The organism is Actinomadura bangladeshensis (genome assembly GCF_004348335.1).
Classification (GTDB): Bacteria; Actinomycetota; Actinomycetes; order Streptosporangiales; family Streptosporangiaceae; genus Spirillospora; species Spirillospora bangladeshensis.
The window spans coordinates 20,301-32,640 of record NZ_SMJW01000078.1; the positions used below are offsets into that span (position 1 = coordinate 20,301).

The following is a 12,340-nucleotide window of genomic DNA, read 5'->3' on the forward strand; positions in this document are numbered from 1 at the left end:
GGCGGCGCGCGTGACGACCCGGGCGAGGGTGGCGCGGCGCGACTGGATCGAGGCCGCCTACCAGGAGCTGGCCCGCGCCGGCGAGCGCGGCGTGACGATCAACGCGCTCGCGGCCAGGCTCGGCGTCACCAAGGGCAGCTTCTACTGGCATTTCACGGACCGCCCCGAGCTGATGCGGGCCCTGCTCGACCGGTGGGCGCACGAGCGGACGGACGAGGTGCTCGCGCTGTTCCTCGGCAGCACCACCGACCCGCGCGAACGGCTGCGCCGCATCCAGGCGCTCGGCCGGGAGGTCGCGCCGATCGACCGGGCGATGCGGCTGTGGGCGCAGCACGAGCCCGCGGCCGAGGAGGCGGTGCGGCACGCCGACCGGGCGCTGCTCGGCCACATCGCCGCCTGCCTGGAGGACCTCGGGTTCGACGCCGAGGACGCCCGGCTGCGCGCGCTGCTGATGCTGCGCTCGTGGGTCGGCGGCTACCTGATGCCAGGGGAGAACGACCCCGGCCTGTACGACAACACGCTCGACATCCTGCTGGCACGTCCCAGCTAGGTCTGGCGAGGCGCGCTGAGGCCGGCGAGGAAGGCGAGCATCGCCTCGTTGACTTCGCCGGCCGCCTCCATCTGCACGAAGTGGCCGGCGCCTTCGATGATGTGGACGTGCCGTAGGCCCGGCACCAAGCTCTCCATCTGCGTCAAGGCACCAGACCCCATCATCTGCAGGACGGGGTCGCGCTCCCCCACAAGGAACATCGTCGGAACGGTGACGGGCTCGTCCGGACGGCTCTGCTTCTCCTCCCAGACGTGGTCATAGGCCCGGTACCAGTTGAGGCCGCCCGTGAAGCCCGTCCGGCGGAATTCGTCGACGTAGTACGCGAACTCGTCCTGCGACAACCAGGGCCAAGGCAGGGGTGGGGCTTCGGGCAGCACATCGAGGTAGCCGTTGCCCTCGCTGGGGTGCTGCCAGATGTCGAGGTATCGGTATCCACCGCTGAGCGCCCAGAACACGTTCGCCAGGAAACGCTCTGGAGCTGCACCCAACTCCTCGTCCGCAGGCCCGTGCTCCTGGAAATAGTGCACATGGACGAAGTGCTGCTCGGCCATCCGCGCGTAAAGCTCCGTGGGCGGACGCGCCGGAACCGGCATGCGCGGCACGCTCAACTGCATCAGCGCCTTGACCCGTCCAGGGGCCCACTGGGGAAGGTCCCAGACGAGGGCGGCCCCGAAGTCATGCCCGACGAAGACGGCCTCCTCGATACCGAGACCGTCCAGGAGCCCGACCATGTCCGCGACGGTGTGCCGCCGGTCGTACTCGGCCGGTGAGGCCGGACGACCACTCCGTCCATATCCGCGCATATCGACCGCGATGGCCCGGTACCCGGCCGCCGCCAGCACCGGGAGCTGATGCCGCCAGCTGTACCAGAGCCCCGGGAACCCGTGGCACATGACCACCGGAAGCCCGTCGCCCTGCTCGGCCACGTGAAGTGTGATGTCGCCGGCGTCGAGCATCCGATGCCGGACGTCCTCCCCGCCAAGCTCGCCAAGGCTCATGCCGACGATCCTGAGCGCCGGCCGCACCGAGGTCCCTCTCCCTCCCATTCACCGGGACACCACTGGACGGCGCCGTCCCCGCGGACGAGAGTCGGCGACCATGCCGAGTCCCGACATCGCCGCGCGCATCGCCCGGCTGGAGGCCATCGAGGACATCAAGGCCCTCAAGCACCGCTACCTGAGAGCCTGCGACGCCAAGGACCCCGCGGAGTTCCGGGCCTGCTTCATCGCCTCGGGCGCCTCGATCGACTACGGCCGGCTCGGCGCGTTCGACGACGCCGACGGCATCGCCCGGGTGTTCGAGCGGATCGCGCTGCAGAAGATCGACGGCAGGAACGCCATCCTCGACATGCACCACGCCCTGCACCCGGACATCACCGTCCACGGCGAGACGACCGCGTCCGGACGCTGGACGCTGAAGTTCCGCCAGGTCAACCTGTTCGACAACACCGAGACCGTCGCGACCGGCGAGTACGACGACGAGTACGTCATCGAGGACGGCCGCTGGAAGATGTCGAAGTGCCACTTCCGCCGCTACTGGTCGATCACCCGCCCGATCGGCCCGGACTGCCGGATCGACCAGTAGACCGGCGGAAGGCGGCTCAGGCGCCGGCCGCGGCGGCGGGGTTGCGGACGGTGACGCTGATCCGGTTCCAGGCGTTGATCGCCGCGATCGCCATGACGAGGGCGGCGAGGGACTCCTCGTCGTAGTGGTCGGCCGCGTCGTTCCAGACGTCGTCCGGGACCCCGGCCGGGTTGTCGGCGATCCGCGTGGCCGCCTCGGCGAGGGCGAGCGCCGCCCGCTCCTCGTCGGAGTAGTAGGGCGCCTCGCGCCAGGCCGCCACCGACCAGAGCCGCTGGTCGGTCTCGCCGGCCTTCTTGGCGTCGGCGGCGTGCATGTTCACGCAGAACGCGCAGCCGTTGATCTGGCTGACCCGCAGCTTGACCAGCTCCAGGGTGCGCTGCGGGACGGCGGTGCCGCTGATGTAGGACTCCAGCGCGAACATGGCCTGGTAGCCGCCGGCGGCGGACTTGGCGACGTTCATTCGTGCCTGCATGGTGCTGCCCTTCCTCAAATCCGGACATTGTTCGTCCAGAATTAACCGATGGGCCGGACGCTCCCCGGGGGGTGGCCGCCGGCCCGTGTTCAGGTCCGCAGGTTCGCGAACCGGGTGCGAGCGTCGCCCGGCGCGGACGGCAGCCGGCGCTCCACCGTGCTCCGGAGATCGGCGAGAGTCTGCCCGGCGAGTTCCCTGCGCCAGGCCATCTCAGCGCGCCGCATGGCCTGGGAGACGAAGCAGCTCCGGCGGTAGTCGATCCCTTCGTGCTCGCCGGGCCCTCGCGCCACGATCTCCTCGCAGCGGAACGCCTCCTCCCGGCCTTCGATGGCCGTCACCACGTCCAGCAGCGAGATGTCACCGGGGCTGCGCGCGAGCCGGAACCCGCCGCGCGGGCCGGGAGTCGAGGTGAGGATGCCGGCGCGGGCGAGCGCTTGCAGCTGCTTGTTCAGGTAGGCCGGGGGTAGTTCGTAGAACGCCGCCATCCGGGCCGCCGTGACCGCCTCGCCCGGCTCCAGCCAGGACAGGTTGATGCAGCTGTGGATCGCCCACTCGACCCCCTCGCTCATCCGCATATCCTGGATGTTAAATGTCCAGGATTACCACGGCAACTCCGGTACCGGCCCCCGGAGCACGGCCGGGGCGGGGTTAAAGTCCGCTTGTGAGCACCGTGAACCCCACTTTCCGCGTGGCGGCGCCGGCCGACGTCCCCGGCCTCGTCGCGCTCATCGAGAGCGCCTACCGCGGCGACGCCAGCCGCGCCGGCTGGACCACCGAGGCCGACCTGCTCGACGGGCAGCGCACCGACCCCGCCATGGTCGAGGACGCGGTGCGCGGCGCCGGGAAACGGATGCTGGTCGCCGAGGCCGGCGGCCGCCTCATCGCCTGCTGCCAACTGGAGGACCGCGGCGGGCACGCCTACTTCGGCATGTTCGCGGTGGACCCGGCCCGCCAGGGCGGCGGCCTCGGCCGGAAGGTCCTCGCCGAGGCGGAGCGGCTGGCGCGCGACGACTGGGGCGCGAAGGAGATGCACATGACGGTCATCAGTGTCCGCGAGGACCTGATCGCTTGGTATGTCCGGCGCGGTTACACCCGGACCGGCGAGAAGACCCCGTTCCCTTACGGCGACGAGCGCTTCGGCCTCCCCAAGCGGGACGACCTGGAGTTCGAACTCCTGGTGAAGCCCCTCAACTGAGGCGAGTCGCGGGTCGACCACCGGCCCACGACTTCCGGAGCAGGCGTTCGAGCCGGCCGGCCGCCGCCACCGGCCCCGGTGCGGCGGCCATGCGGCCGGCCAGCGACAGTGCGGCGGCGCGGTAGGACGGTTCCCCGATGACCGTGCGGACGGCCGCCGCGATCTCCTCCGGACCCGCGTTCTCGCCGTCGAGGGCGATGCCGGCTCCGAGGCCGGCCGCGCGCCGGGCCAGGATCGGCTGGTCGGCGGCCGGGTTCGGCAGCGCGACGAGCGGCACGCCGTGCGCGAGGGCGGCGGCCGCGGTGCCGTGCCCCGCGTGCGTCACGACCGCCGCCGCGTGCGGGAGGATCTCGGCGTGCGGCAGCCACGGCAGGACGGTCGCGTTCTCCGGCACTCGCAGGCCGGCGGCGTCCATCATCCCGGTGGTGATCAGCAGGCGCGGCCCGGCGCCGTCGGCGAACGCGTCCAGCGTGCGCTGGATGCGCGAGATCTGATCCCAGGCCAGGCCCGTGGAGAAGCCGGCCACCACGAGAGGGCGCGGGTGGTCCGCCCGCCAGGGCGGCCGCCACCCGGACGGCGGCTGCTCCTCGAACATCGGGCCGACGTACTCGAAGGGCGCCCGGTCGGCGAGCGGGTCCAGTTCGGGGATGGTCGCGCACAGGGTCGGGAAGGGCGTCCAGGCGTCCCACAGGCGTTCGAGGGCCGGACGGCCGATGCCCTCGCGCAGCGCGTTCACGGCGGGCAGCAGCATCCCGTCCATCGCCTCGCCCGGCGGGCAGAGCGCCCCCGGCGCGCTGTGCACCAGCACGGCCGCCGGGATCGCGGTCGTCTCCAACCGCGCGAGCGCCCCGAACATCAGGCAGTCGGCGACCACGCCGTCGAAGGAGCCGTCCGCGATGAGCTCGTCGACGTCGGCCACGTGCGCGGGGCATGCCCAAACGGCACCGACCAGCGCGGGCAGCCACCCTTCGGGCGGCGGCGCGGCGGGATAGCCCGCGTCGGCGCGGGGCAACGTCCGGAACTCCAGCCCCGCGCCCTCGAAGCGGGCCCGCTGGCCGCCGTAGCCGGCGAACACGACCCGGTGGCCGCGCGCCGCCAGCTGCTGCGCCAGCGCGATCATCGGGCCCTGGTTCCCGGCCCCGTCCCAGGTCAGCAGCAACCAGCCGGCCATGTCACGCTCCCTCCAGCAGTGCCTCGATCATCATCGTCATCGTGGCCTCGGCCTCGTCCCGCGGACGGCCCATGTCCCGGCGCAGCAGCTTCCAGGTGTAGACGTCGCAGGCGCAGACCAGCGCGTCGAGCACCCTGGCGCGGCGCTCCTCGGGGACGCCGGCGAGCCGGGGCGCGAGCTGGCTCTCGACATGGCGCCGGTGCCGGGTCCGCCCGATCTGGACGATCGGCGCCACCGCCGGGTCGGACTCGTCCGCCAGGTTGCGCACCACCACGTCACCGAACGTCTCGTAGTGGTCGAACCAGGCCGTCACCGAGCCCGCGACGTCCCCCGGCTCGGGCCGCCGCAGCTCCGCGCCCATCCCTTCGAGCACCTTCTCCAGCGCCAGCTCGATGAGCCGTGCCCGGGTGCCGTACGCCCGCAGCACCGTCGGGACGCTCACACCCGCCTCGGCGGCGACGTCCTCCAACCGGACGTCCGAGCGCAGCCGCGAACTCAGCAGCGTCACCGCGGCGTCCAGGATCCGCTGCCGCGTGGCCTCCGCCGACCGCGCCCGAGCCCGCTGCGTGTACGCCAAGTCGGTCACTCACCGGTGGCGCCATCGGCCAGTTCCCGGACGACGTCGAGATGGCCGGCATGGCGGGCGTACTCCTGCAGCAGATGGAACAGGATCCAGATCAGGGCGGGGCGCTCGCCGGTCGGGTCGAAGCCACCGCCACTGCGCGCCCGCTCCTGAAGTCCGGCCTCCGCGACGATCGCGCGGGAGCGGTCGCACTCGTCCAGGAAGAGGCGCTTGATCTGCTCGGCGGACTCGTCCGGACGGACGTGCCAGGGCCCATCGCCCGGGCCTTGGTCGTCCCAGACGTCGTCCAACTGCTCGGCGGCGAAGCCCCAGCGGAGCCACCGCCGTTCGACGAACGCGAGGTGCTTGAGGAGGGCGAGCGGCGTCCAGCCGGACGGGAGTCGGCTCGTGCGCAGGTCGTCCTCCGGCAAGCCGTCGAGCTTTCGCAGCACCGTGGCCCGGTAGTAGTCGAGGTATCCGAGGAGTAGCTCACGGCTATCGGTCAGCGTGTTCGGCGGTTCTGCCGCCAAGGGCGAATCGGACATGCAGCGGACGGTAACGCCGCTGAACCGCGAACGGCCACGCAATTAACGGTTGGCGCGCATGCCGGTCGCGGCGACGACGGTTTGAAGGTTGATCGACCGGCGGGCCATATAGATGCAGACAAGCCTCGCGCAAAGTCTCACAGGGTCATTCAATGGAACACTTGAGGGTGGAGGTGAGTGCGGTGAAGTTCGTGCTGGAGGTCGATATGAGCGAAGGCGCCGTGGCCGAGGACGCGGCCAAGGAACTGGGGCGGATCCTGCGGTACTGGGCGGGCAACGTCCGGCACTACGACTTGAAGGCCGGCGACGAGTCGTCCATCTACGACTCCGATTATCGCGACGTCGGGCGGTGGCAGATCGTGGAGACGGCCTGACCCCCGTCTGGCATGGGAAACGCCCGGCCGGAAGGAACCCGGCCGGGCGTTTCGCGGGGAGCGGTCAGCTCACTTGATGTTCTTCGGCCGGTAGGCCTTGTACTGGCTGCCGCTCGACAGGCCGTACGTGCGGGTGCGGTGGTTGGTTCCGTAGCCGCCGCGCTGCTCGTACGCCCAGTAGGCGGTGTGCTTGCCGGACGTCCACTTCTCGAAGATGACGACGTGCCGGGTGGTGTTGCTCCCGATCGCGTCGATGATCAGATCGCCCTTCTTGAGCTGGGACATCTTGATGCGGGTGCTGTACTTCGAGGACGCGAGGCCGACCGTGTTCGGGCCGGGCTTCGGCAGCCGCAGCGTCATGGACGCGTATCCCGAGCAGTCGGTGCGGTAGCCGCCGTGGGTCTTCGACTGGCTGTAGGGCACCCTTTTGCCGGTGTGCGGGTGCCACGTCTTGGCCCGCGCGATGACCTGGTCGCGGGTGACCTTCGGGACGGCGGCCGCCGCCACCTGCGCGTCCGCCGCCTGGAGTTGGGCGCCCTGCGCGGGCGCCGCCGGCGCGGCGGACGTGGACACCCCGGCGAGGCCGAGGACGGTGCCGCCGGTCAGCGCGAGCGCGCTGACGCCGATGAGAAGGGTTCGGGGGGAAGCCATGGGAATTCCTCCTTGAATGGCTGCCAATTGCCCCCTGCCGGGAGCGGTGAGCGGGACTTCTGCCGATCGACGCGGCACACATTAGGGACCGCGCCACCGCATTCGCGCCGTTCACCGCGAACCTGGGACACGCGATGCACGGGACGACTCTGACCTGCATGAACGCCGTCCCGCGGTGGCTCCGACCGGGACAATGGGACGTGAATACGCCACGCCCGACGATCACCTTGGGTGTGTGGCCATAAACACTTCGTGATCATCTGGGTAAGCCATCACGGCTTCCGCGACACGGGCATAATGGGCCCGCGCTGACCGACCGATGGCGCACATAAGTGCCGGGTGGCTTTCGTCCCGGCGATGTGACCTGCGGGAGAATCGCGAATGAGCCGAAGCCGACCACCGACTCCCCTGCCGGACGGCCTGCCGGAGGCGGTGCGCGTCCTGCTCACCGAACTGCGCGAATTGAAGGAGCGGTCCGGGTACGACCTCCGCGCCCTCGAACGCCGGACGCACGCGAGCCGCTCCTCCTGGGGCCGCTGGCTCAGCGGCGAGACGTGGATTCCGGCGGACGCCGTCCGCTCGCTCGCCGACCTGTGCGGCGCCGACCGGCGCCGCCTCGACATCCTCTGGGAAGTGGCGGACCAGTCACGGCGCACCCCATCCCCCGCCCCGGCTCCGAATCAGGACACGGAGCCTTCGGCCGACGCACCGGCCGAGACGGATGCGGGCCGAGACGCCCAGCGCCGGGGCAGGCGACGGTTGTCGTTCGCCGGGGCCGTCGTGGGGTGCGCGCTGGCTGCGGGCAGCGTCGGCGTCGTGCTCGGGGTGACCTTGCAGGGAACACCGGTGGCCGGGGACGACGGACGCCGGTCCGCTCCGTCCGGCGAGGCGACGCGGCCGCAGGTCGAGACGGTCACCCGGCAGCAGGCCATGGAACGCACGCGCGCCTGGCATCCGCACACGCCGAAGCGCGTCCCCTACGACCAGACCGCCAATTACAAGGGTTACCGGACCGACGGTTCGGGCTACGCGTCGATGGTGCTGGGCCTGCCGAAACCGGGGCCGAACTCCGCGGCACTGGAGGCGTCCTACTGTCGCCGCGTCCGCCAGTCGGCGCTGAGACCCGGCGATCTGGTCATCAAGGCGAGCGGCGGCGCCGACGTCCGCGAAGTGCTGATCTTCGAGAAGTGGACCAGCCGCGAGCACACCGCCTACTGGGCGTACCAGCAGCGGCGCGGCTACGGCACCGACCACCTGGTGAGCCGCGAGGGCCTGGCCCCCGGCAGCGGCCACGAAGGCTGCCGCCCCTACAACCTCCACGACGACCAGGTCGGCTGACCCCCGGCCCGCGGAAGGGAGCCGGGGGATGAAGAAGGCGCGGAGGGTGCGGGCCCCGACCGACCCGCGCATCCTCCGCGCCTTCGTCTGCGGGCGGTCAGTAGCCGCCTCCCGTGGACGCGCCGGTGGCGGCGGCCTTCTTGCCGGTCGGGGTGGTCGCCCACCAGACTCCGCCGACGCCTTGGCCGTTCGTGTCGCCGGGCTGCTCGTCCTTCTCGTAGTAGTACATGGGCCAGCCGTTGATGGTGAGCTGGCACTTGCCGTCGTCCTTGCGCTCGATGAAGCCGACGACCTTCTTGCTGACGCCGTCGAGTTTCAGCTTTTTCCAGCCCTTGAAGGTGGCCGGCGGCCACGCCTTCTTGCAGGCGCCGAAGCACCGGGTGGTCGGCGGCTTGTTGGTGTCCTTGTCGTAGCGGTAGAGCGTCCGGCCGTTCCCGTCGGTCAGGATCATGCCGAGCTTCGGGTCGTTCTTCGCCTTGACCACCGTCCAGCCCTTCCAGCGGTTGTTCACCGCCTGCTTGACCGGGGCCGCCTTCTTGCCGGTGGGGGACGCGGCGTACCAGGTGCCGCCGACGCCCTGGCCCTTCACGTCGCCGGGGCTCTGGTCCTTGGCGAACCGGTACAGCGGCCAGCCGCCGAGCGTGACCTGCCATGTCCCGTCCGGCCGCTTCACCTTGCCGACGAGGGACTGCTCGACGCCCTGCACCGCGGTCTCGCCCGCGCCGGCCACCGCCGGCGGCCACGCCCTGGCGCAGGCGCCCGCGCAGGTGGACGCGGGCGGGCGCGCGGTGTCGTTGTCGAACCGGTACAGCGTCCGGCCGTTCCCGTCGGTGACGATCTTGCCGAGCTTCGAGACGCTCGCGACCTCCAGCGCGGTCGGCGCGGCGGCGGGCGCGGGCGCGTCGGCGGCCGGTGCGGCCGGCGCCTTCGCACCCGCGGCCGTGTTCTGCCTCCCCCCGGCGCTCTCCTGCCCGCACGCGCTCACCACGAGTCCCGTCGCGGCCAGGGCGGCCGCGGCGGGGATCGCCCAACGTGGGAATCTCATCCGTCCTCCAGGTCGTCTGGGCCCCGGTCTCCGGTCCGGGTCCCGTCCGTCGGTCCGGGAGGAGCCGCCGCACCGCTCTCCCGGATCGACGAGGAGTACGGTGAGCCGCGCGGAAGGGTTCAAGCCCGGGAACCAGAAGCCCGCGAAACGGGTCATAACTGGGCAATGGACCGGCGAGGAAGGCAGCGGTGACCGGGGACGACTCTGCGGGCGGCACGCTCGACTTCAGCAAGAAGCCGGTTCCGGCGCGGCCGGGTCCGGCCTGGATCGTCGTCCCGGCGCGCGTCATCGCGCTGATCGTCGTCCTGCCGCTGCGCCTCGTCCACGACCTGTTCGTGCTGATCGGCCGCGGTCTCCGGGGCACAGGCGGCGCCTTCTACCGGTGGCTGCTCGCGCCGGTCGGGAGGCTCTTCGCCGCCATCGGGCGCGGGATCGGCGCCCTGCTCGACCTTCTCTTCGTCAGGCCGCTGCGCTGGCTCGCCGTCGTGGTCGTCCTCGGCTTCCTGCGCTGGTTCGGACGCGGCTCGGGACGGTTCGGCCGATGGCTCTACCGCGTGCTGCTCGTCCCGATCGGCCGGTTCCTGGAGTTCGTCCTGCTCCGTCCGCTGGCGTGGCTGCTGTCCGGCGCCTGGCACGGGATCGTGTTGCTGATCGGCGTGCTCGTGGTCATGCCGGCCGTGCTGCTGTGGCGGTACGTCCTGCGCCCGCCGCTGCTCGCCCTCGCCTGGCTCGGACGCTGGACCCTCGGCGTCCTCGCGGCCGGCCTCAGCGCCTTCGCGGCCGGGCTCGTCTGGTCATGGCGGCTGCTCGGACGGTGCCTCGCCTGGCTCGGGCACGTGCTGTTCGTCGTCCCGGCCACGGTTCTGTGGCGGTATCTGCTGGCTCCGCTGCTCGCGGGCGTCGCGGGAACGTGGCGGCTCGCGTCCCGCGTGCTCCGCTGGCTCTGGCGGACGCTCGTCGTCATCCCGGTCCGAGTCGTGATCGTCGCCCCCGCCCGCTGGGTCGGGACGAACGTCCTCCGCCCGATCGGACGCGGCATCGGGACGGTGTGGCGGGTGTCGGTGCGGGAGCCGGTCCGCTCCATCCGGCGGACGATGCGGCAGGCGAGCCGGGACGTCCGCCTCACGCTCCGCCGCACCTTCCTCGGACGCTGAACCGCGCCGGCCCCCAGGGGAGACCGGCGCGGTTCCCCGCTACGCGTCCCGTTCGGAATCGCCGCGCTCGTCGGCGCGCTCGCGCATCTTCCTCAGCAACTCCTTCTTCTCGGCCGCCGGATCGCCGCCGGCGCCGGCGCCCCGCGCCGGCCCGCCGCGCAACTCGCGCCGCGACAGCTTCTTGCGCTGGCCGCCGACGCTCGACATCCCGTTTCGGCCACGGCCCTTGGACATGGTGTTCTCCCGTTCGGCTGGGTGTGCTCGTCTGCCTGCACCCAGGCCCGGCCGCTCGGGAGCGTGCAGCTCAGACGCGGATCGCGTCCCGGCCGGACCCGGCGGCGGGACGCTCGCGGTACAGCTGCCGCAGTGCGGGCCACCACGCGGTGGCGGCGAAATCGATCAGCATGCGGCCAGGCTAGGCATCGCTTCCGGGGGTCCTCAACGGGTTTTCGCCGGGCGGCCTGAGATACTCACGGTGATGTATCGACTCCTGTTCTCACTGGTCATCTCCCGCGTCCCGGCGGAGACCGCGCACCACCTGACCTTGCGGGGCCTGCGCGCGGTCCAGTCCGTGCCGGGGCTGGCGCCGCTGCTGCGCCGGCTGCTCGCGCCCCGCGACCCGGGGCTCGCCGTGCACGCCCTCGGGCTCGACTTCCCGAGCCCGCTCGGGCTCGCCGCCGGGTTCGACAAGGACGCCGTCGTCTACGAGGCGCTCGGCGCGTTCGGGTTCGGGCACGTCGAGATCGGGACGGTGACCGGGCGCCCGCAGCCCGGCAACCCGCGCCCCCGGCTGTTCCGGCTCCCGCCCGACCGGGCGGTCATCAACCGGATGGGCTTCAACAACGAAGGGTCCGCGGCCGCCGCTCAGCGGCTGCGCGGACGCCGCGCCGGGACGATCGTCGGCGCCAACATCGGCAAGACGAAGGTCGTCCCGGAGGCGTCGGCCGCCGCCGACTACGTGGCGAGCGCCGAGCGGCTCGCCCCTTACGCCGACTACCTGGTCGTCAACGTCAGCTCGCCCAACACGCCCGGCCTGCGCAACCTCCAGGCCGTGGAGCACCTGCGCCCGCTGCTGACGGCCGTGCGGGAGGCCGCCGACCGGGTGACGTCCCGCCGCGTCCCGCTGCTGGTCAAGATCGCGCCCGATCTGGCGGACGACGACATCGACGCGGTCGCCGACCTCGCCCTCGACCTCGGCCTGGACGGCATCATCGCGACCAACACCACCATCGGCCGGGACGCCCTGCTCAGCCCGCCCGCCCTCGTCAAGGAGACCGGGGGGCTGTCCGGGGCGCCGCTGAAGGAGCGTTCCCTGGACGTCCTGCGCCGGCTGCGCGCCCGCACCGGCGGCCGGCTCACGCTGATCTCGGTCGGCGGGGTCGAGACGGGCGACGACGTGTGGGAACGGGTCCGCGCGGGCGCCACCCTCGTCCAGGGCTACACCGGCATGATCTACGGCGGCCCGCTGTGGGCGCACCGCGTCAACCGCGGCCTCTCCCGCCGGCTCCGCGCGAGCGCGTTCCGCACCCTGGACGACGCCCGCCGCTGACCGTCCGGCCGCAGCGAACCCGGCTAGTGCGGTGACCACGAACGTTCGCCGGGTCTTGTCATGCTGCTTTGGGGCGGGGTCGTCCCCAGCGTTGCTGGCGTTCGCTGCGGACCCGGGCGCGTTCGCGGCGTTGGGCGGCCAGCACGTCGG

16 protein-coding genes are annotated in these 12,340 nt (G+C 72.0%); 7 read left to right on the plus strand and 9 right to left on the minus strand.

Annotated features, from left to right (window positions below):
• The first annotated feature begins 10 nt into the window (after positions 1–10).
• Positions 11–550, plus strand: coding sequence for a TetR/AcrR family transcriptional regulator (locus E1284_RS17250; protein ID WP_131940115.1), 540 nt, complete (start codon positions 11–13; stop codon positions 548–550).
• On the opposite strand, the gene E1284_RS17255 is transcribed toward E1284_RS17250, so the two are convergent.
• Positions 547–1,548 (minus strand): alpha/beta fold hydrolase, encoded by a 1,002-nt coding sequence (locus E1284_RS17255; RefSeq protein ID WP_207923802.1) that lies wholly within the window; start codon positions 1,546–1,548, stop codon positions 547–549. The two genes, E1284_RS17250 and E1284_RS17255, sit on opposite strands and share 4 nt — an antisense overlap.
• Positions 1,549–1,648: 100 nt before the next feature.
• Here E1284_RS17255 and E1284_RS17260 point away from each other — a divergent pair, with 100 nt between their 5' ends.
• Entirely contained in the window at positions 1,649–2,134 is a 486-nt protein-coding gene (locus tag E1284_RS17260) for a nuclear transport factor 2 family protein (protein ID WP_131940116.1), read from the plus strand.
• Between the two features lie 16 nt (positions 2,135–2,150).
• Here E1284_RS17260 and E1284_RS17265 read toward each other — a convergent pair whose 3' ends face one another.
• Both E1284_RS17265 and E1284_RS17270 read right to left on the minus strand, forming a co-directional pair.
• Entirely contained in the window at positions 2,151–2,606 is a 456-nt protein-coding gene (locus E1284_RS17265; RefSeq protein ID WP_131940117.1) for a carboxymuconolactone decarboxylase family protein, read from the minus strand.
• 89 nt (positions 2,607–2,695) lie between these two features.
• Positions 2,696–3,175: an RrF2 family transcriptional regulator gene (locus E1284_RS17270; protein ID WP_243714544.1), complete on the minus strand. Its 480-nt coding sequence runs from the start codon at positions 3,173–3,175 to the stop codon at positions 2,696–2,698.
• Between the two features lie 92 nt (positions 3,176–3,267).
• Here E1284_RS17270 and E1284_RS17275 point away from each other — a divergent pair, with 92 nt between their 5' ends.
• The gene (locus tag E1284_RS17275; RefSeq protein WP_131940119.1) at positions 3,268–3,801 is read left to right on the plus strand and encodes a GNAT family N-acetyltransferase; all 534 of its coding nucleotides are present in this window, start codon (positions 3,268–3,270) and stop codon (positions 3,799–3,801) included.
• Here the strand turns inward: E1284_RS17275 and E1284_RS17280 are convergent.
• Genes E1284_RS17280 through E1284_RS17290 form a run of 3 tightly spaced genes read right to left on the minus strand, consistent with a single transcriptional unit; the run spans position 3,794 to position 6,079 of the window.
• Complete coding sequence (locus E1284_RS17280; protein ID WP_131940120.1) at positions 3,794–4,972, minus strand: glycosyltransferase; 1,179 nt, start codon at positions 4,970–4,972, stop codon at positions 3,794–3,796. The genes E1284_RS17275 and E1284_RS17280 overlap by 8 nt on opposite strands.
• Before the next feature lies 1 nt (position 4,973).
• Positions 4,974–5,558 carry a TetR/AcrR family transcriptional regulator gene (locus E1284_RS17285; RefSeq protein WP_131940121.1) on the minus strand — a complete coding sequence of 195 codons (585 nt, stop codon included), beginning with the start codon at positions 5,556–5,558 and terminating at the stop codon, positions 4,974–4,976.
• A complete protein-coding gene (locus tag E1284_RS17290; RefSeq protein WP_131940122.1) occupies positions 5,555–6,079 on the minus strand; it encodes a DinB family protein in 525 nt (174 codons plus the stop codon). Before E1284_RS17290 ends, E1284_RS17285 begins: the two co-directional genes overlap by 4 nt.
• Before the next feature lie 182 nt (positions 6,080–6,261).
• On the opposite strand from E1284_RS17290, the gene E1284_RS17295 reads away from it, so the two are divergent.
• Positions 6,262–6,453, plus strand: coding sequence for a hypothetical protein (locus E1284_RS17295; protein ID WP_131940123.1), 192 nt, complete (start codon positions 6,262–6,264; stop codon positions 6,451–6,453).
• Between the two features lie 69 nt (positions 6,454–6,522).
• On the opposite strand, the gene E1284_RS17300 is transcribed toward E1284_RS17295, so the two are convergent.
• Positions 6,523–7,104: an NlpC/P60 family protein gene (locus tag E1284_RS17300; RefSeq protein WP_131940124.1), complete on the minus strand. Its 582-nt coding sequence runs from the start codon at positions 7,102–7,104 to the stop codon at positions 6,523–6,525.
• 381 nt (positions 7,105–7,485) lie between these two features.
• Between E1284_RS17300 and E1284_RS17305 the strand changes: the two genes are divergently transcribed.
• Positions 7,486–8,442, plus strand: a complete 957-nt coding sequence (locus E1284_RS17305) for a helix-turn-helix domain-containing protein (RefSeq protein ID WP_131940125.1) — start codon at positions 7,486–7,488, stop codon at positions 8,440–8,442.
• A 97-nt stretch (positions 8,443–8,539) separates the two neighbouring features.
• Here the strand turns inward: E1284_RS17305 and E1284_RS17310 are convergent, their stop codons facing one another.
• Positions 8,540–9,487, minus strand: coding sequence for a hypothetical protein (locus E1284_RS17310; RefSeq protein WP_131940126.1), 948 nt, complete (start codon positions 9,485–9,487; stop codon positions 8,540–8,542).
• A 188-nt stretch (positions 9,488–9,675) separates the two neighbouring features.
• Here E1284_RS17310 and E1284_RS17315 point away from each other — a divergent pair, with 188 nt between their 5' ends.
• Positions 9,676–10,641, plus strand: a complete 966-nt coding sequence (locus E1284_RS17315; protein ID WP_131940127.1) for a hypothetical protein — start codon at positions 9,676–9,678, stop codon at positions 10,639–10,641.
• A 39-nt stretch (positions 10,642–10,680) separates the two neighbouring features.
• Here E1284_RS17315 and E1284_RS17320 read toward each other — a convergent pair whose 3' ends face one another.
• Positions 10,681–10,875, minus strand: a complete 195-nt coding sequence (locus E1284_RS17320; protein ID WP_131940128.1) for a DUF6243 family protein — start codon at positions 10,873–10,875, stop codon at positions 10,681–10,683.
• A 244-nt stretch (positions 10,876–11,119) separates the two neighbouring features.
• On the opposite strand from E1284_RS17320, the gene E1284_RS17325 reads away from it, so the two are divergent.
• The gene (locus E1284_RS17325; protein ID WP_131940129.1) at positions 11,120–12,190 is read left to right on the plus strand and encodes a quinone-dependent dihydroorotate dehydrogenase; all 1,071 of its coding nucleotides are present in this window, start codon (positions 11,120–11,122) and stop codon (positions 12,188–12,190) included.
• Positions 12,191–12,340: the final 150 nt, after the last annotated feature.

Coding starts and splice junctions, on each gene's coding strand:
- E1284_RS17255 (WP_207923802.1), bottom strand. CDS start 1,548: ATGAGCCTTGGCGAGCTTGGCGGGGAGGACGTCCGGCATCGGATGCTC.
- E1284_RS17260 (WP_131940116.1), top strand. CDS start 1,649: ATGCCGAGTCCCGACATCGCCGCGCGCATCGCCCGGCTGGAGGCCATC.
- E1284_RS17265 (WP_131940117.1), bottom strand. CDS start 2,606: ATGCAGGCACGAATGAACGTCGCCAAGTCCGCCGCCGGCGGCTACCAG.
- E1284_RS17270 (WP_243714544.1), bottom strand. CDS start 3,175: ATGAGCGAGGGGGTCGAGTGGGCGATCCACAGCTGCATCAACCTGTCC.
- E1284_RS17280 (WP_131940120.1), bottom strand. CDS start 4,972: ATGGCCGGCTGGTTGCTGCTGACCTGGGACGGGGCCGGGAACCAGGGC.
- E1284_RS17290 (WP_131940122.1), bottom strand. CDS start 6,079: ATGTCCGATTCGCCCTTGGCGGCAGAACCGCCGAACACGCTGACCGAT.
- E1284_RS17300 (WP_131940124.1), bottom strand. CDS start 7,104: ATGGCTTCCCCCCGAACCCTTCTCATCGGCGTCAGCGCGCTCGCGCTG.
- E1284_RS17305 (WP_131940125.1), top strand. CDS start 7,486: ATGAGCCGAAGCCGACCACCGACTCCCCTGCCGGACGGCCTGCCGGAG.
- E1284_RS17310 (WP_131940126.1), bottom strand. CDS start 9,487: ATGAGATTCCCACGTTGGGCGATCCCCGCCGCGGCCGCCCTGGCCGCG.
- E1284_RS17320 (WP_131940128.1), bottom strand. CDS start 10,875: ATGTCCAAGGGCCGTGGCCGAAACGGGATGTCGAGCGTCGGCGGCCAG.
- E1284_RS17325 (WP_131940129.1), top strand. CDS start 11,120: ATGTATCGACTCCTGTTCTCACTGGTCATCTCCCGCGTCCCGGCGGAG.